Source organism: Thiomonas intermedia (assembly GCF_002028405.1).
GTDB lineage: Bacteria > Pseudomonadota > Gammaproteobacteria > Burkholderiales > Burkholderiaceae_C > Thiomonas > Thiomonas intermedia.
In genome coordinates, this window is record NZ_CP020046.1 from 421,711 (window position 1) to 438,364 (window position 16,654).

Below are 16,654 nucleotides of genomic sequence, written 5' to 3' on the forward strand. Positions count from 1 at the left end.
CTCCTACGTGACCGACACATTGTTCAAAGAAGTTCGCTACTCGCTGGGTGGCCTCATCGGCGACATCGGCCTCGCCCGCATCGGCTTACCCGACATCCAGCGCCCCGTCGTCTGGGCCAACGCCAAGGTCCGCGACCTGTTCGACTCGATGTACCGCGGCTATCTGGATTTGGTCGGGACAAGAGCATGAACCTGATCGATCGGCTCCGAATCGAGAAGGCTGCGACCGACTGCGGCTTCGAAATGACGCCGGTCGAACGAGAAGGTGGCTTGGAGCTGCGCTCTGCGCGTTTCCCGGAGACAGTGTTGGTTCGGCCCGGAGGGGCGACAACCTTCACCGTAGCGGCCTCCGCCCCGTTCCTGGCGAATTCGGTGGATGCAGGCGGACTGGTCACAGTCGAAGGCTTCGCCGCACTGTATGACGTGCTGCGAACCGCCGCATCCCATGCCCGCACGATGCCCAATCGTGTGGCGGATGCCTTCCGGCGCGAGACGGATGGCATGCCACGTTCAACCGAGGCCGAGCGAGTTGTCGTGCAGCGGGTCGGCCAGAACCTGTTCCGAGCTGCGCTTCTCGACTACTGGCAGGGGCGCTGTTGCGTGACAGGGCTCGACATCCCTGAGTTGCTTCGAGCCTCGCACATCAAGCCTTGGGCCGCCTGTGATAGCGATAACGAACGACTGGATGTGTTCAATGGATTGCTGTTGGCGCCTCACATCGATGCCTTGTTCGACGGCGGATGGATTTCGTTCTCAGACGATGGCCTGGTCCTGACTTCGGAGTTCTTGCCACCCGACGCAGCGGCACGCTTGGGCGTCAGGACCGATTGGACCGTTGGATGTCTTCAACCCGGCCACATGCAGTACCTAGCGTTTCACAGGCAACACGAACTCCGAAGGTCGCCTTGACCCATGATGCGAGTCATTGAACTGTCCGCCTCGGCGCTGATTGAAGCCATCACACGGCATGTGTTGGTCGCCACTCCGGAAGGCTCTGTCGACAGGATCTTGCGGGATCCGATCAAGCCGCCGGCGCATCACGAGTTCGCGTCGATGCCCTTGCGCACGGCATCGAGGATCTGATCGGACAGCTCGGGATCGGCGCTGATGGTCGCGCGAGCCAGGATCAGGCCGCCGACCATCGCGGCGAGCGCCACCATCGCGCGCTCGCGCTGCGCCTCCTTGGCCGCCCGCCCCGGATTGCGGATCAAGCTGGAGAACTTGTCGATATAGCGCCGCATGCCCGTAGCCAGGACACCTGACAGGGGTTGACCGCCGCGTGCGGCATCGACCGCCAGAGCGGCGACCGGGCATCCGTTTTCCGGCGCATCGCGATGCGCGGCGCTGAGGTACTGGGCGATGCGGTCCGCTGCTTCCGTGGCCTGGGCGTCGGCACCCGCGATGTCGGCGATGCTCCAGTCGAACGCGCTCTCGCAGGCCTCGAGAACCAGCGCCTCCTTGGTCTCGAAATGCCGGTAGAAGGCGCCATGGGTCAGCCCCGCCGCGCGGCAGACATCGACGACGCCGGTCGCCTCGACACCGCGTTCGCGCAGCATCCCCGCCGCGGCACGAACCAAGGCCTCACGGTGCTGACGCACCACGTCCTGCGAGACTCGCATGGCCACTCCTTTTGATGATCACCGTAAGCATTGTATGTATGATGATGTCGATCATCTAACAAGCGAGGCATCATGGGAACGTTTCGACGCATCGTCATCACCGGCATGGGCGTGGTCAGCCCATTGGGCCGCGGCAGCGCGCTGAGCTGGCAACGACTGCTCGCGGGCCGCTCGGGCGTGCGCACCCTGCCGCCCGCATGGACCGACGACCTGCAGGTCCGCGTCGGGGGCCTGGTTCCTGACGTCGGTGCAGATCCCGAAGGCGGCTGGGACCCGACCCGCGTGGTCGAGGCGAAGGATCTGCGCAAGATGGATCGCTTCATTCCGTTCGCGCTCGATGCCGCCGAACAGGCTTTGCGCGAAGCCGCCTGGCCGGCGGCCGACGTCGGGCAGGCAGAGCGATGCGCCACCGTGATCGCGTCCGGGATCGGCGGCTTCGGCGCGATCGCCGAAGCGGTCCGGACGACCGATACGCGCGGCGCCAGGCGCCTGTCGCCGTTCACCGTCCCCTCGTTCCTGATCAACCTGGCCGCCGGACATGTCTCGATCCGGCATGGTCTGAAGGGGCCACTGGGAGCTCCGGTCACCGCGTGCGCGGCCGGAGTCCAGGCCATCGGCGACGCCATGCGCATGATCCGTCTCGGCGAGGCCGACAGCGCCGTCTGCGGCGGCACCGAGGCCGCCGTCCACCCCGTCAGTCTCGGCGCGTTCGCCAGCGCCAGGACGCTGTCGACCGCCTTCGCGGACGCACCGCAGCGGGCGTCCCGACCCTTCGACCGCGACCGCGACGGATTCGTCATGAGCGAGGGCTCGGCCATGCTCGTGCTGGAGTCCCTCGAGCATGCGCTCGAGCGGGGCGCCCGCCCCCTGGCCGAAGTCGTCGGCTACGGCACGACGGCCGATGCCTACCACATCACCGCGGGGCCCGAGGACGGCGAAGGAGCCTGGCGCAGCATGTCCCAGGCGATTCGCGATGCGGGCCTGCAGCCGGCCGACATCGACCTGCTCAACGCCCACGCGACCTCGACGCCGGTCGGCGATCGCAGCGAGATCGAGGCCATCAAGACCGTGTTCGGCGGAGGCAAGGGCCCCGCGATCACGGCGACCAAGGCCGCGACCGGCCACCTGCTCGGCGCTGCCGGCAGCCTGGCGGCCGTCTTCGCGGTCCATGCCTTGCACCACCAGATCGCGCCCGCGATCCTGAACCTCGAGAATCCGGATCCGGCCGCCGCCGATCTCGACTTCGTCACCGGCGCGCCCCGCGCGCTGTCCCTGGAGCATGTCCTGGTCAACGGCTTCGGCTTCGGTGGGGTCAACGCCTCGCTGGTGCTTCGCCGTTGGGCTTAGCCTGTCTTCCTCGGCATCCGCGTCAAGCATGCGAGCGAGGCCTGGCTCCGCGCGTCACAAGACCTGCGGGACCGCCGCGGCGAGGAAGTCGAACACCGCCCTGACCCGCAGATTGCTGCGGATCTCCCGATGCACGGCCAGCCAGACCGGCAGCGCCGGGATCGGCAGTTCGGGCAGGATCCGGCGCAGGCCCGGCTCGCGGTCGGCGAGCCAGGTCGCCGCGAAGCCGATCCCCAGGCCGGCGAGCAGGCACTGCCAGTGCACCAGGTGATCGTCGCTGCGCACCCGGAACGCGTCCCGCGTCACCGCCACCCCCACACCCTGGAGCCCGCGCACGATCTGGTCGTCCTGGTCGAAACCGATCAGGTCGTGATGCAGAAGGTCCTGGGCCGTTCGCGGCACCGGCCGGCGGCGCAGGTAATCGGCGCTGGCGTAGACGCCGATGCCCACCGTGCCGATGCGACGCGCGATCAGTGAGGCCTGCTGCGGCCGCACCATGCGGATGGCGATGTCGGCTTCGCGCCGCAGCAGGTTGCTGATGTGATTGGAGGCGACGATGTCCACCGTCACGCCGGGCAACTGCCGCCGCATGTCGACCAGCACGCCCGGCAGCAGCTGGGCTGCGACGACCTGGCTGGCGCTCACGCGCACCGATCCACCCAGCTCGCTGCCAAGGCCGCTGAGTCTGCGCGCGATGGACTGCGCGCTGTCGTCCATGCAGCGCGCCTGGTCGGCGATGGACAGGGCCGCCGCCGTCGGAGCCAGGCCGCGGCCGTTGCGTTCGAACAGGGTCGCGCGCAACTGGCGCTCCAGTTCGGCCACATGCCGCCCGATGGTCGGCTGGCTGCTTCCAATCTGGCGCGCCGCTCCGCTCAGGCTGCCGGTGTCGAGCACGGCGAGGAAGGAGCGGACCAGCATCCAGTCGAACGATTCCGGCGACGTCGTTTCATTCATTTGTGCATATCTCGAATACGTTTCCCTGCAATTGTGAATCCTTGAAGCGGCGACAACAATGGCCCCATCTCGAACTGGAGCCATTGCGATGTCCGTGCCACAGAAGGTCCTGATCCTCGGCGCCAACGGCCGTTTCGGGCGCGTCGTCCGGCGCGCCTTCGCCGAGGCCGGCTGGGCGGTCATCGCCCAGGCGCGCGGGGCGTTGCGCGACGCGGGCGACGGGTGCGTCCGCCACCTTGCGCTCGACGCGTCGAGCCCCGCGGCCATCGTCGACGCGGCCCGCGGCGCCGATGTCGTGGTCAATGCCCTCAACCCGATCTACACCCGCTGGGAGCAGGAGGCGCTGCCGCTGAACGACGTCGCGGTGGCGATCGCGCGCGAACTCGGCGCCACCCTGATGTTGCCGGGCAACGTCTACAACTATGGATGCGAGATGCCGCCCGTAGTCACCGACTCGACGCCCGAGAGGCCGAGCACCCGCAAGGGCGAGATCCGCTGCGAGATGGAGGCGCGCATGCGGGCCGGCTGCGCGCGCAGCATCGTCGTGCGCGCCGGTGACTTCTTCGGCGGCCCGGGAAGCGGCTCCTGGATGGACCAGGTCATCGTGAAGGACCTTCGTCGCGGCCGCATCACCTATCCAGGCCCGCTCGATCTTCCCCACGCCTGGGCCTATCTCCCGGATCTGGCGCGCAGCTTCGTCCTGCTGGCGCAGAAAAGGCAACAGCTTCCCCCCCACGCCGCCCTGCTCTTCCCTGGGCACACGCTGACCGGGGCGCAGCTCGTGGCCGCGATCACCGACGCGGCGCTGCAACTCGGCGTACTGGACGGCACGACGCCGCCGCGGGTGCGCTCGCTGCCCTGGGGGGCGATCGGCGTCGCGCGCATCGTCAACCCCATGTTGCGCGAAATCTGGCGCATGCGCTATCTGTGGCGGGTCGGGCACCAGATGGATCCGTCGGGGCTCGAGGCGGTGATCGGGCCCGCGCCCTCAACGCCGTTGGCCGCTGCCATTCGGGATGCCATGCCCATCATGCTGACCGCGGGAGATCGGGGATGACCGTCTCCTGCGGTGGGCTGTTGATTGCGCTAACGGGTCTGTCCCTGGCCGGATTCTGGCTGCTTCCCGGCGGCGGCGTGCTCGATCTGCGCCGGCTGGCGGGCGGGCGCATGCAGCCCGTCCTTCGCCCGGCCTATGGGAGCCAGACGCTGTCCGCCTTGCTTGACGCATACGGAGACATGGGCCGCGGCTGGTTCGGCCGCATGCTGCGTGCGGACCTGGTGTTCCCGATGCTCTATGCAACTGCGATCTGGACGCTGGTGGCGCAACATGGAGCGCCACGGACGCACCTCGCCCCGCGCATGGCACAAGCCGCCGGAATTGCGGCAGCGGGATTCGACGAACTCGAGAACATGCTTCTGCTGCGTGTCCTCGGCGCCTATCCGCTCCGCCGGCTGGGACTCGCTCGACTGGCAGGCGTCATGACGCTGGCGAAGACAATCTGCCTGGTCATGGCGATCGGGAGCCTTGCGGTCATGAACGCATAGACGGCTGGCCAACCAAGCTTTGCCTGGCCCAAGATGGTGTCCAATCAGCCAGAGCAGGCCGGCTCGGGACGCTGTCGGGGGAGTACCTCCGGCAGCACCGACATCGTCAACGCTGTCGCTCCTGCTCGCGGCTGACCTGCCTCATCAACGCGTCGTAGCTGTCGCCCAGGCGCTGCCGCGTGTGCTCGTTGATTTTCGCGATGCTTTCGCCCGCCCTGTTTCCGTCCTCGACCGCGCGTATCCACAGCCGCGCCGCACGGCTGCGCTGGGCTGGGTTCGGTGCAAACTCCCACGCATCCAGTGCCTGATCGATGTCAGGGTACGGGTGTTTCCTGCCGCCTTGATCTGCCCGCCCGGCAGGCATCCCGATGGGCGCCTGAGGTTTCAAGGACTTGCCAGACATCCGACCCGATTCCTCCACAGTTTCTGTGGACAATCCTGCCCGCACAGCGCCCATGCGCGCCTGCTCGTCCGTCACGACGGCGGCAAGGTCGGCATCAACGACGCGGATGCCCAGGCGAATGGCCTGGCGGGCAGCCATCTCCCGAAACTCGGCACTGCCGGTGATTTCCACCTGACCGCCATATTTTTGCGCCGCAATGCGAAGTGCAGCTTCGAGGCTGTCAGCACCCTTGTCGTGCACCTCGATGCGCGGACCCGTGTCGGTAAACACCTCCCGGCCACGGGCATCGCGGTAGCGCACCCGCTGCCGTCGCTGGTCGATCTGTGCATCCAGTTCAGCCAACACCAGCTTGCGTAGAGGCTCGATGTCCTCGCCCTCGATGCCGTCGCGCTGGTGCCTGGAGGCCCCCTGTTCCCGGTAGCGAATGCCGCGCAGCGCGGCCTGCGCTGCCATGTCACCCTGCTCGGCCTGACGCTCCAGCCATTTGCGCCAGACCTCGCTGCGCGGAAGCTTGGCTGAGAGGGCTTTGCGTTCTTCGGCCTGGCGCTTTTGCAACGCTTCGCGCTCCCGCGCCGACGACCAGGCCCAGAGGGACAGTGCGACGCTGATCGACTGCCCTTCCCGCCGGGCGACGGCGTAGGCCAGTGCCCTCGCTTTGCGCTGCTCGGCCCGGAGGAAGGCGCGTTCGCGCCTTTGCCGTTCGCGCAGGTCGGCACGCTGCCTCGGTCTGTCCCGGCGCAGTGAGTCCTGCTCGGTCTTGAATCGCTCGGCAAGCGCAACACGTGCCTCCGCCCGCTGTTGGCGGCGCCACGCCCGTTGGTCGTCTGTGCTGCCCGGGTTCGGCGAGACTGGGGCGCCTGCTCGGCCTTCCGCCTGCTTCCTTGACGGTTGCGGAGGTTGAACCTCCCGACGCACGGCCTCGATATGCAGGGAGTAGACGGGGCGTAGGTCAGGCACGGCTCCCAGCGGAACGAACGGCCCCAGACGCTTCTCCAGTTCGCCCTTGCTGGCCCAGCGACCGAGCTGCGAGGCCTTCCCGGCGAGCACCCGGCCATCAGGCAGGCGGGTGGTGACCACCAGCCCCGATCCCTTGGCCTGCATGGTGACGCCATGCCTGGCCAATGTCTGATGAACGTCGCCCCAGGTCGGGGCGGCGCAGCTGAGACATTCGCGCAGATCGTGGGCTGGTGATCCGGCGACCCAGGTTTGGAAAGACTCGGCCCCCTGCCGGTGTTCCGATGCGGATGCGCCACGCGTGAGGCGAGGTTGATCGCCTTCTTTCACCAACCCTCGCTCGCGTCGTTCCGCACGGCTCATGCGCACGACTTTCGGACCAGAGGGGGAATCCAGCGTGATGAACGGCCCATTCGCTCGTTCCTGGCCGAACTCGATCTCCAACTCGCGCATGCAGCGGTCGAGGATCAAATAGTCCTTCTTGAATGGCGGGCTGATGGCCAGGAGCGATTCCGGGTGCACCCGGTTGATGACCAGGTGCACATGGTCGTTGTCGGTATCGCGGTGGATGGCCCAGGCCGCCTGATGGTCGCTGTAGCCCAGCGCCTGCATCACGTGGCGACACGCGCGCTCGGCCTGCTTGGCCGTGGGACATTCGCCTTCCTTCCAGTTGATGGCAACGTGGTAGACCGGGTTGCCGTGGAACCGGCCCTTCGCACGGCAGGCGCCGGTCGTGCTGTCGCAGACGCCGGCGAGGTCTTCGGCATAGGCGAGGCGGTTTTCATGAAGCTCCCAGTACAGCGCTTCGTCAGGGATGTTGATGTGCCCGGCTTCCAGCATCTCCCCGGCGGGCAACGTACTCCTGGGGTCGGCGCGCATGACGTAGCGCATGACCGGAGCGAATCCATTTCCGGTGGCGGAATGCTTCAGGGTGATGACCTTGGCGAGCATGGCGGCCCCCGTCGCAATGCCTGGGCGGCACGCTGCAGATCTTCGAGCACCCGCCAGAACTTCCGACGATCCTCGGGACCGGCCCAGCCTTTGTCTTTCGGGTATAGGTGCTTGAACAACCGGCCAAGCTGGTCGATGCGCTCGGCCGTGTTCACGTCGGTGCGGCTGATGACCGGCCGCCGCAGAGCGCGTCGCCGGATGAGTTCCGAACGCGACAGACCTGCCTGACTGGCCTGCGCCGACAGGTCCTGCAGATCCGTCTCGGTGAACCGGATGGATACCCAATGCGTACGGGGCGTGTTCTGGTTCATGCCCTGGCTCAGTTGGCTGGGCCCCGCACATTGCCGCGGCCTGCCTGCGCCGAGGCGTGACCATCTGGTCGGAAGCCAGTGACGGTCGGGGGCAGGAACCGCGTGCAAGGTAAGGCGACGTGTCACGTTTTCCGCTTCGCTCCCAAACGCGTCCCGTCGCCACTTGGTCAGGCTCCGCCCGACACCCGGATTGCACACACCGGCGCCGTGTGGCCAAGGCGTCTCCGGCTGCGATGCTCCGCGGTACCCTTGTCGCATCGATCAGATCTGCGGGCCCACCCTGCAGAGTCCAGGAATCGGCCCCGCCACGTGGGTCACAACCTGGAGAGCCCGTGGACGGCAGTGAGGACAGGGCCGACTCGCCATTCGATGCCCAGGCAGCGGCCGCGCAGGTTCCCGCCGCAGCGGCCGCGCTGCTTGCTGCGCTCAAGGCCAAGCGCGCCGCCAATGTGGCGGTGACGGCACGCGAATTTGCGCTCAAGAGCGTTCGCGGACTGGAGCCCGTGATCGTCGATCTCTTCGACTCCGGGGCCACGCTGGGCGAGGTGTTCAACATTCTGCAGCAGGCCCTGCCCGCAGTGGCGCCAGCCGACATGCGCTACGCGCTCGCCCAGACGCGGGAGCGCTACCGGCTGAACACGCTGCCTGCGAATCAGCCGGCCAAGGTCAAGGCTGCCGTGCCAGCAGCGCGTCGCCGCGCTCCCCGCCCTGTCCCTCCAGCACGATCTCCTGCCCAGGGCGCGCTGGCGATTCGTGCATCGGATACCCCCGGAATCGCCGACCTGCCCGACTGGGCCGACGGCTCGGATCGCCGCCCGGATGAAAGCGACGCCGATTACGTCCTGCGCAAGAACCTCGAAGGCCCGCCCGAGGCGAGGCGCAACTTCATTGACTGCCACAACATCTGAACCCTCTCACGGCAAAGGAATCGATCATGCTCAAGACCTTCATCATCGACGGTGACAAAGGCGGTGTCGGCAAAAGCCTCGCTGCGCGCGCCCTGGTCCACCACTACCTGTCGCTCCCAGACGGCCAACGCCCTCGCCTGGTGGTCTATGACGCCGACATGTCCAACCCGGATGTCTGCGGCGACGGGGGGCTGAAGGCCGGCGGCGGGATCATGGGCACCGCGATGCTCGATCTGTCGACCGAGACGGGCTGGATCGACCTGGGAACCCGGGTGGCGATGACTGCCGCGGCCGCGGCCGACACCGAGTACCGCATCATCGTCAACATGCCGGCGCAAATCGGCACGCGCGCCTTCGACGGCTCGATCCACATCGTCACCGAAGTGCTGCGCGAGGGCAACGCGATCCCGGTCTGGATGCTCAGCCGCACCCAGGAGAGCATCCGCGCGCTGCAATACCGGCTGCGCCACATGCCGGCACGGTATGAGATCGGCCTGATCGTAAAAAACCTGTTCTTCGGCGCATCGGACAAGTTCGCCTTGTGGGATGCCGACGATCTGCGCCAACTGCTGGTCGAGGAACGGGCCTGGACGGAGACTGAACTGCCCGAACTCAATGACCAACTCACCGTGATGATCGGGCGGCGCCCGTTCCACGAGGTGCTTGCTTCCGGCATGGATGGGCGGCCCCTGCCGTTCGGCTACCGACTTGCCCTGACCTCCTGGTTGCAACGTGCGGGAGCCGCGATGGCGCAGGTGGAGTCACTCGATCCCCTGGGAGTTGCATGATGGCCTACAGCAACTCGGAGCAGATTTTCATCGATGCCATGGGGGGGCTGCCCACGGAGGATCAATGGAAGGACATCCGATCACTGCTCGGCATCCTGAGCAAGGCGGGGTTCGAGGTCGACGATCCCTCGAACGCGCCGCACGTCACGTTGTTCGCCTGGGGCTGGGCGCGTTCGACCGGCCGGGCAGACGTGCTCGCTGCGGTCAGGGCTGCCGTCTTGGAGAGCGCCGGCGGACAGGCGCCCAGGGCACAGCCCGCCGACCTCGGGCCCGTGTTGGACGCACTGACCGCATTACGCACGGCGCCGGTCAGGATCGATCTGAGCGTGCTGCGTGAAGCGCTGCGGGAGTCGATCACCACCATCTCGCTGCTGACAGGCGGTCTGCTGCTGGCATTCGCCTTCTGGGCCGGCATGCTGTGGGGCCAGCACGAGATGCGCCCCCTGCTCGCGGCCAAGCAGCAGACCATCGACCAGTTGAGCGCCCGGTGGCATGCGCGCTGAGGATGCCCGAAGAACCTGCCTGATCAGCGCGGCGGCTTTTTGCGGGAGCGCCTGGCTGTGGGGCGGCAACAGCCTTGCCGGGCCCGCCTTGTCGAGCACTCTGCTGCTGTGGATCGCGCTGGGTCAGTCGGCACCAGATCGGCTTCTGGTCGCAACGGCGTACTACCTTACCGGCGGCTGGCCGATCGTCGGCGCCGTGCTCGGTTACTGGGGCGCTCATCACGTTGCCGCCGCGGTCGGCGCCTGGTTGGGGTCATCCCTCCTGCTTGCCTCGCCGTGGGCGCTTCCACCGCGCCGCGACGGATTGCTTGCTGCGCTGGTGTTGACGGCGCTGCCGCCGCTGGGCGTGATCGGGTGGTTGTCCCCCCTGACTGCCGCCGGCGTGCTGTTCCCGGCGTCGGGATGGACCGGCATCCTCTGTCTGCCGGTGATGTCCATGGTTCTTCCCGGCGCATTGCACGGAAACACCGCAGCGAGATGGTTGCTCGCGATTGTGTTCTGTCTGGCACTGTGCACCAACCTCGTGGCCACTCTGACCCCATCGCCGCAGGTACCTTCCGGATGGGTAGGCGTGCAGACCCGGATCAGGCCAGGCGACGGCGATGTGCTCACCTCGATCCAGAACAATCAGGCAGTGATCGATGCGGGCCTCAGGCAAGGCGCCGGCGCACGGGTGCTCGTGTTCCCGGAGGCCATCCTGCCGGACTGGTATGCCGGCACCCGCACCCAGTTCGCCGCGGTCGTGCAGCCAGCGCAAACCTGGCTGCTCGGAGTGCAGACGGATAGGCGCGGATAGGCGCGACGCCGTAGTACTGGCACGGGCCCGCAACGCACAGCCCGCACCGCTCGCCGAAGCGGCTGGCCTGCTGCTCGGCGGTGACTGGCAGCCGTGGAATCCGCGCTCTCTGCATCCAGCCTGGTGGCAGCAGGTGTTCGAGCTCGATGGACGCCGTGTGTGGGCAGCCATCTGCGTCGAGCAGGTGCAGCCCTGGACACCCAAGTTCGACGTCTTTGCGCCCGGAATTCGGCCAGAAGTCGTGTCGTGACAGGACCTTAGGCGTTTTTTCGGCGCGAACGCTGTAGTGACACGTCATCTCTTGGAACATGCGTAATTGACGCGTAGCCTGCGGTATAGTGGCGACATTTTCGTCAAGCTCACGCGCTCCGGCCCGCGCACCTACGTCAAGCTCGTGGAGTCGTACCGCGACGACGCCGGCGTGGCCCGCCAGCGCGTGGTCGCCACCCTCGGGCGCCTGGAGCAGGTGCGAACCGGCGGTGCCGACGCGCTGGTGCGCGGCCTGCACCGGGTCATTGACGGGGAGGATCCGAATGCGCCCTCGGTGCGATTCGCCCCGTCCTTGGCGGTAGGCGACACCTGGATGCTGCATGCGCTGTGGCACAAGCTGGGTTGGGACGAGGCGTTCCGCCGCGTGCTGCGCAATGCCCACGGCGCGTTCGACGCCGAGCGGCTGCTGCGGGTGATGGTGTTCAACCGCCTGTGCGACGCCACGTCCAAGCTCGGCGTGCTGCGCTGGCTCGAAGGTGCGCAAGTGCCTGGCGTCGACAGCGCCTCGGTCACGCACCAGCGGCTGCTGCGCACCATGGACACGCTGGCCGAGCGCAGCGACGCCATGCAACGCGCCCTGGCGGCGGCGATGCGGCCGCTCGTCGACCAGGACCTGTCGATCGTGTTCTACGACATGACCACCATCGGCGTCGAGGGACACAGCGAGATGCCCGGCGAGCTCCGCCAGTTCGGCATGTCCAAGGACGGCGGCATCCGCCGCCAGATCATGCTCGGGGTCGTGCAGACGGCCGAGGGACTGCCCATCGCGCACCGCGTCTGGGAGGGCAACACGGCCGAGGCGCCGACGCTGCACGCGGTGGTCGACGAGATCCTGGCCCTGTACCCCGTCAAGCGCGTGGTGCTGGTGGCCGACCGCGGGCTGCTCAGCCTGGACAACCTGGAGTGGCTGCAGACGGTGCGCATCGGCAAGACTGCGCAGTCGCTGGAGTTCATTCTGGCCGTGCCGGGGCGGCGGTACGGCGAGTTCACCGAGATTCTCGGTGCCGTGCAGTCCGAGCACTGCGCGCAGGCCAAGGCCGAGGTCATCGGCGAGACCGCCTGGGCTGGGCTGCGCCTGATCTGGGCGCACGACCCGCAGGCGGCTGCCGAGCAAGGCGCCGAGCGGCGCCAGACCATCGACGAACTGACGAAGCAGGCCGAACGGCGTGCCGGCAAGCTCGATGCACAGGACGCCGGATCGAGCTTCAAGGGTCGTCGTCTGAGCGACTCCGGCGCCAAGGCCTGGCTGTTCCGCGCCGTCAGCGACGCGCACCTGGGCTCGATCATCAAGGTCGATTTGCCGTCGGACCTGTTCGCCTACAACGTCGACGAGACCGCGCTCAAGCGGGCAGAGCTCAACGACGGCAAGCTGCTGCTGGTGACCAACACCACCGACCTCGATCCCGCCGAGGTGATCGCGCGCTACAAAAGCCTGGCCGACATCGAGCGCGGGTTCCGGGTGCTCAAGTCCGAGATCGAGATCGCCCCGGTGTTCCACCGTCTGCCCGATCGCATTCGGGCCCATGCGCTGATCTGCTTCATGGCCCTGGTGCTGTATCGCGTGCTGCGCATGCAGCTCAAGGCATCCGGTAGCGCCTACTCCCCGGAGCGCGCCCTCGAGATCGCTCGCCACATCCAGCTTCACCAGGTGCGCATCGCCGGCCAGGGCGCCGCCAGTGGCCTCACCGACCTCAACCCCGAGCAGCTCGCCCTGTTCGATCAACTTCAACTCGACACCCCGACCAGAGCACCCTTCGACATCGCCGTGTAGTGCCAATTTAGACTGACGAAACATAGGCGGATCAATGGCTTACGCGAAAATATGTCGAACTCGGGTGGACATGGCTGGAGGCGCTGACGCAGCGGCCGGATGTGATCCTGGCGCAGACAAATGATTGGTGGGCCGACCAGGATCAGCAAGCACCGGAGATTCAAGAGACCAGCACCAAGGCCTGGGCGCGACTCATGAGCCGACCGGTCCTGTCGGCTTTGAACTGGTAATCGGTCGCCAAGATCGTGTCGATGTCGCGCGGGCGGTTGGACTGGGATGATTCCCCACCGGTTCTGCTGTAATGTCAAGGTAGCCACGTTCCAGAGCCAGTACCCCACGTTTCGTCTTAGGAATTTCGTACGTCTGTGTATGCATTCCTCAGGCCAAGTCCACATGGGTAATTTATCACTACAGAGCAACCGTCCGCGGCCCGAGGCAGTATTATTTGCGACGCCCAGCCAAAGCACCCCAACACCTTGAAGGCAACCTACCACCTAAGCCGCGACCAATGTTAATCGATCAAACATTTGGCGCAAACTTAGTGCCTGCAATGCAATACACTATGTCACAATGGGTTGGAATGACGAGTTAAATCCGGGCGTTAACCAGTCACTCCATACGCGGTCGATGGCATTTACCAACTGCTCATCGGCACCCTGCTTGACATAGTCACGTAGCGAATCCATACGCTTTTGCTGCGCTTGGCGGTCAGTGCTCGGTCGTGGTGCGCGGACAGTGGCAGAAATTCGTTCGACGATCGCGCCCCGATGCTGGGGATCAAATGCGCGCTCGTCAAGTGTGAACATCATCCGGGCGCTTGAATCAAGATAACTTGGAAAACAGCGCAAGATCAGCTTAATCAAAACCTTATCCTGGGTAACCAATACAGACTCTCCCGCCGGCTTATAACCATTATGCATTAACATCCCCAACGCATACCAGAGGGATAAATCGCCAACTCGATTGCGCAGATAGTTTTCATCAAACTCCGATTCACCCTTCCCACTACCGTGAAGCGAGATGAAACTGTTGATATAACTATACGCCGCACTCGAATCCCCCATGAGGCGCATATTCTGATTTGAGCGTAGATAACTACCCAGGCAACACAGCATGATGCAACCACTGAAAATTGGAACATCTTGGTTCTTCAATCCAGCGAGAAGCTTCTCGGGGAGATCGTCGCCCTTCTTAGCTTTGATGATCCGATAAAGTAGCACAACGTAGAGGTAGACAAGCATCCACTGTGTTCGCCAAGCGGCATCGTTTTTCTTCAGGCTACGCGCTTGGAGACTTGCATACTGGGCTGGAAAAAGGAAACCTGCAGAGACAAATGGGGCGATAAATTCGCCAATCCTATATTCAGCGTTCGATCTGAAACTTGGATTTGACAGCCACTGCTCAGCCCACGCCAATGTGGGGTTTAAAATAATACTTCTACGCATATCTGGATCGACACTTTTCAGCCACTCATAGCGCGCAAGTGCATTGTTGTCGAGGAATAGCTCGTACGGCCCAGAGCCCTTGCTTAAGTTCCGGAATGGCCAAATCATTGCGTATCCGCCATGCAGAGGAGCCATCCGCTCCTCGTATGGAATGTCGGCGACTGTCATCGTTCACTCCCTTCTTGAGGTAATGTCCCACGCTACACGACTACGACGCGTCGACGCCGCGCTGCTCCCTGCGACCGATGCCAGCAGCGACGCTTGCCAGATGTTCTATAGCCTGTCGAAACTTATCTTTCCAACGGAATCGGTCGACACAGCAGTAGTTGGACTGTGCGGGAGGCAGTCGCCCTGGGTGCATGTGATCTTACCGACCGCGGCTTGGCTCTCCGCAACCGGCGCCATCAGTTGCGATTGCCGGCCGCCGTGGCCGATGACCAGCCCTCCCGGGGCCTGGGGAGCGGAGCAAACTCACGTCCGGACACCCGACACGGTGCCTAGAGGCCCGCGCAACGGGCCCGCCGCACTGAGTCGGCTCATGGCACCGACCTCCCCGATCCTTCTCCTCGAACAGTGCGCGCCCGCCATCGCGCCCGTCACGATGGCGGCCATCGTGCAGCAAGAAAGCGCAGGCAACCCGCTGGCCTTGCACGACAACACGACCGGTCAAAGCTACCGCCCGGCGAGCGCGGCCGACGCAGCGCGCATTGCGCGCGAGCTCATCGCGCAGGGGCACTCGCTGGACGTCGGCCTGGCACAGATCAACAGCCGGAATCTGTCCAGGCTGGGGCTGGACGTGGACCGAGCGCTCGATCCTTGCGAGAACCTGCGTGCGGCCCAGACCGTCCTTCTGAATGGCTGGAGCCGAGCTGGCACGCTCATGGGCATGCTGTCCGCTTACAACACCGGACAGGTCGCGAACACCAGAGGGGCCGACTACGGCGCCGGCATTTACGCGCAGGCTGGAACCATCGTGCCGCCGATTCCCAACGGGCGGTTGGCGCGCTGGGCGCTGGCGGCATCCTCTTTGCCCCCGATGCATCCCGCCGTCACCTGGGCACCACAAGCCAGCCCGCTCGCGCCGAAATCGGGAGATCTGCAACCGCGGTGGCAAGGCCCGTTCGTCAAGCAAAACCGGCACGACGGCGCGTCGCTCAATGAATGTCGCTCGATCCGTCCGGCTCGCCGGAGAATTCCATCGGATCCCGCTCAAGCTCGCTGATCGCTTCGTCCAGCGCCTCCTGGTCGGTGGCGAAGCGATCGTCCCAGACATAGGACGTACCCTTGCGGTCGACCACTTCGAGGATCCATGCGCCCTCGCCATCGCCGTAGATCTCCACCGCGACGGTGACGCCTTGCCGGGTGATGCGCTGGCTCAACGCCGATTTCACGAAGGGCGGCTCGTCCTCCATCGATGCGGGGCGCCTTCTCGCAGGGCTCGTGGACATCGCCTCGAGATGCCCCGCCCTCGCCCGCTTGCACGAATGGATGATCTTGTTGATCAGATCGTCGGAGATGCGCGTCATCTCCTGTGCGTTGCGGGCAAACTCGGCCAGCGCCTGGGGCGAGGCAGGCTGGGTGTCATCGATGAGCATGGCGGCGGCCGCGTCGAACATGTGCCGGACTTCCTCCAGATGCGTGAGCGCCCGGTGCGCCTTCTCCGGGAAATTCAACTGTTCGGCGCCGCCGAACAGGCCGTCCATGAACCCATCCAGTTCCTGGACGCGCATCACAGCCAGCGCGGCCAGGCCGGAGCGCGTGGCCGCGACCGATTCGCGCGTGAGTCGGAATGGCTCGCGGCTGTCCTGATGCCGCGCGAGCCGATTCCATAGCCCCGACAGGAGCGTGTTGGCCAGAGCCTCAACGTCGTCAGCGGAATCAAACTGGGGCAGCTCGCCGTTCCAGAGGGCTGCAACCACGTCCATCGGCGAAACCGCGATCGCCGGCGACGCGATCGCGCCCATGAACAGCGCCCTGGCCGCGACAAAGGGCGTCGGGCACTGGTGTCGGTCCAGGAGAGCCCGAACGGACCGCTCGCTGACTTCGGAATTGCGTGGGATTCTCATCGGAGCAGCAGGAGACCGTATCG

Annotated in this window: 17 protein-coding genes; 11 read left to right on the forward strand and 6 right to left on the reverse strand. The window is 65.7% G+C overall.

Annotation, left to right across the window (positions count from 1 at the left end; translation table 11 throughout):
* The first annotated feature begins 7 nt into the window (after positions 1–7).
* Together BVH73_RS01875 and BVH73_RS01880 are read left to right on the forward strand one after the other, a co-directional pair.
* Positions 8–190 (forward strand): DUF262 domain-containing protein, encoded by a 183-nt coding sequence (locus BVH73_RS01875; protein WP_079415608.1) that lies wholly within the window; start codon positions 8–10, stop codon positions 188–190.
* Positions 187–909: an HNH endonuclease gene (locus BVH73_RS01880; protein ID WP_079415610.1), complete on the forward strand. Its 723-nt coding sequence runs from the start codon at positions 187–189 to the stop codon at positions 907–909. The genes BVH73_RS01875 and BVH73_RS01880 overlap by 4 nt, the downstream gene beginning before the upstream one ends.
* Positions 910–1,037: 128 nt before the next feature.
* On the opposite strand, the gene BVH73_RS01885 is transcribed toward BVH73_RS01880, so the two are convergent.
* On the reverse strand, positions 1,038–1,619 hold the full coding sequence (locus BVH73_RS01885; protein ID WP_079415611.1) for a TetR/AcrR family transcriptional regulator: 582 nt from the start codon (positions 1,617–1,619) through the stop codon (positions 1,038–1,040).
* A gap of 72 nt (positions 1,620–1,691) precedes the next feature.
* On the opposite strand from BVH73_RS01885, the gene fabF reads away from it, so the two are divergent.
* A complete protein-coding gene (gene fabF, locus BVH73_RS01890) occupies positions 1,692–2,966 on the forward strand; it encodes a beta-ketoacyl-ACP synthase II (protein ID WP_079415612.1) in 1,275 nt (424 codons plus the stop codon).
* Positions 2,967–3,020: 54 nt separating this feature from the next.
* On the opposite strand, the gene BVH73_RS01895 is transcribed toward fabF, so the two are convergent.
* Positions 3,021–3,920 carry a LysR family transcriptional regulator gene (locus BVH73_RS01895; protein WP_079415614.1) on the reverse strand — a complete coding sequence of 300 codons (900 nt, stop codon included), beginning with the start codon at positions 3,918–3,920 and terminating at the stop codon, positions 3,021–3,023.
* Positions 3,921–4,008: 88 nt separating this feature from the next.
* Between BVH73_RS01895 and BVH73_RS01900 the strand changes: the two genes are divergently transcribed.
* On the forward strand, positions 4,009–4,977 hold the full coding sequence (locus BVH73_RS01900; RefSeq protein ID WP_079415616.1) for a sugar nucleotide-binding protein: 969 nt from the start codon (positions 4,009–4,011) through the stop codon (positions 4,975–4,977).
* Positions 4,974–5,465, forward strand: a complete 492-nt coding sequence (locus tag BVH73_RS01905) for a hypothetical protein (protein ID WP_079415617.1) — start codon at positions 4,974–4,976, stop codon at positions 5,463–5,465. The genes BVH73_RS01900 and BVH73_RS01905 overlap by 4 nt, the downstream gene beginning before the upstream one ends.
* A gap of 106 nt (positions 5,466–5,571) precedes the next feature.
* Here BVH73_RS01905 and traI read toward each other — a convergent pair whose 3' ends face one another.
* Together traI and BVH73_RS01915 are read right to left on the reverse strand one after the other, a co-directional pair.
* A complete protein-coding gene (gene traI, locus BVH73_RS01910) occupies positions 5,572–7,773 on the reverse strand; it encodes a TraI/MobA(P) family conjugative relaxase (RefSeq protein ID WP_079415618.1) in 2,202 nt (733 codons plus the stop codon).
* Positions 7,749–8,084 (reverse strand): plasmid mobilization protein, encoded by a 336-nt coding sequence (locus BVH73_RS01915; protein WP_079415620.1) that lies wholly within the window; start codon positions 8,082–8,084, stop codon positions 7,749–7,751. The genes traI and BVH73_RS01915 overlap by 25 nt, the downstream gene beginning before the upstream one ends.
* Before the next feature lie 332 nt (positions 8,085–8,416).
* On the opposite strand from BVH73_RS01915, the gene BVH73_RS01920 reads away from it, so the two are divergent.
* From BVH73_RS01920 to BVH73_RS01940, 5 genes are all read left to right on the forward strand, one after another.
* The gene (locus BVH73_RS01920; RefSeq protein WP_079415622.1) at positions 8,417–8,992 is read left to right on the forward strand and encodes a hypothetical protein; all 576 of its coding nucleotides are present in this window, start codon (positions 8,417–8,419) and stop codon (positions 8,990–8,992) included.
* Positions 8,993–9,018: 26 nt separating this feature from the next.
* Positions 9,019–9,780, forward strand: a complete 762-nt coding sequence (locus BVH73_RS01925; RefSeq protein ID WP_079415624.1) for a hypothetical protein — start codon at positions 9,019–9,021, stop codon at positions 9,778–9,780.
* Complete coding sequence (locus BVH73_RS01930; RefSeq protein ID WP_079415625.1) at positions 9,780–10,283, forward strand: hypothetical protein; 504 nt, start codon at positions 9,780–9,782, stop codon at positions 10,281–10,283. Before BVH73_RS01925 ends, BVH73_RS01930 begins: the two co-directional genes overlap by 1 nt.
* Entirely contained in the window at positions 10,273–11,079 is an 807-nt protein-coding gene (locus tag BVH73_RS01935) for a carbon-nitrogen hydrolase family protein (protein ID WP_079415627.1), read from the forward strand. The genes BVH73_RS01930 and BVH73_RS01935 overlap by 11 nt, the downstream gene beginning before the upstream one ends.
* Positions 11,080–11,425: 346 nt before the next feature.
* Positions 11,426–13,120, forward strand: a complete 1,695-nt coding sequence (locus BVH73_RS01940; RefSeq protein WP_079420235.1) for an IS1634 family transposase — start codon at positions 11,426–11,428, stop codon at positions 13,118–13,120.
* Between the two features lie 560 nt (positions 13,121–13,680).
* Here BVH73_RS01940 and BVH73_RS15665 read toward each other — a convergent pair.
* Positions 13,681–14,733 (reverse strand): hypothetical protein, encoded by a 1,053-nt coding sequence (locus tag BVH73_RS15665; protein WP_154048398.1) that lies wholly within the window; start codon positions 14,731–14,733, stop codon positions 13,681–13,683.
* A gap of 370 nt (positions 14,734–15,103) precedes the next feature.
* Here BVH73_RS15665 and BVH73_RS01950 point away from each other — a divergent pair, with 370 nt between their 5' ends.
* Positions 15,104–15,787, forward strand: coding sequence for a lytic transglycosylase domain-containing protein (locus BVH73_RS01950; protein ID WP_079415630.1), 684 nt, complete (start codon positions 15,104–15,106; stop codon positions 15,785–15,787).
* Here BVH73_RS01950 and BVH73_RS16020 read toward each other — a convergent pair.
* A complete protein-coding gene (locus tag BVH73_RS16020) occupies positions 15,720–16,529 on the reverse strand; it encodes a hypothetical protein (protein ID WP_245800386.1) in 810 nt (269 codons plus the stop codon). The genes BVH73_RS01950 and BVH73_RS16020 overlap by 68 nt on opposite strands.
* Between the last annotated feature and the right edge of the window lie 125 nt (positions 16,530–16,654).

What these genes read in the sequence shown, in the direction of transcription:
- fabF (WP_079415612.1), top strand. Translation starts at nt 1,692, where the DNA reads ATGGGAACGTTTCGACGCATCGTCATCACCGGCATGGGCGTGGTCAGC.
- BVH73_RS01930 (WP_079415625.1), top strand. Translation starts at nt 9,780, where the DNA reads ATGGCCTACAGCAACTCGGAGCAGATTTTCATCGATGCCATGGGGGGG.
- BVH73_RS01900 (WP_079415616.1), top strand. Translation starts at nt 4,009, where the DNA reads ATGTCCGTGCCACAGAAGGTCCTGATCCTCGGCGCCAACGGCCGTTTC.
- BVH73_RS15665 (WP_154048398.1), bottom strand. Translation starts at nt 14,733, where the DNA reads ATGACAGTCGCCGACATTCCATACGAGGAGCGGATGGCTCCTCTGCAT.
- BVH73_RS01950 (WP_079415630.1), top strand. Translation starts at nt 15,104, where the DNA reads ATGGCACCGACCTCCCCGATCCTTCTCCTCGAACAGTGCGCGCCCGCC.
- BVH73_RS01880 (WP_079415610.1), top strand. Translation starts at nt 187, where the DNA reads ATGAACCTGATCGATCGGCTCCGAATCGAGAAGGCTGCGACCGACTGC.
- BVH73_RS16020 (WP_245800386.1), bottom strand. Translation starts at nt 16,529, where the DNA reads ATGGGCGCGATCGCGTCGCCGGCGATCGCGGTTTCGCCGATGGACGTG.
- BVH73_RS01905 (WP_079415617.1), top strand. Translation starts at nt 4,974, where the DNA reads ATGACCGTCTCCTGCGGTGGGCTGTTGATTGCGCTAACGGGTCTGTCC.
- BVH73_RS01915 (WP_079415620.1), bottom strand. Translation starts at nt 8,084, where the DNA reads ATGAACCAGAACACGCCCCGTACGCATTGGGTATCCATCCGGTTCACC.
- BVH73_RS01895 (WP_079415614.1), bottom strand. Translation starts at nt 3,920, where the DNA reads ATGAATGAAACGACGTCGCCGGAATCGTTCGACTGGATGCTGGTCCGC.
- BVH73_RS01925 (WP_079415624.1), top strand. Translation starts at nt 9,019, where the DNA reads ATGCTCAAGACCTTCATCATCGACGGTGACAAAGGCGGTGTCGGCAAA.
- traI (WP_079415618.1), bottom strand. Translation starts at nt 7,773, where the DNA reads ATGCTCGCCAAGGTCATCACCCTGAAGCATTCCGCCACCGGAAATGGA.
- BVH73_RS01935 (WP_079415627.1), top strand. Translation starts at nt 10,273, where the DNA reads ATGCGCGCTGAGGATGCCCGAAGAACCTGCCTGATCAGCGCGGCGGCT.
- BVH73_RS01885 (WP_079415611.1), bottom strand. Translation starts at nt 1,619, where the DNA reads ATGCGAGTCTCGCAGGACGTGGTGCGTCAGCACCGTGAGGCCTTGGTT.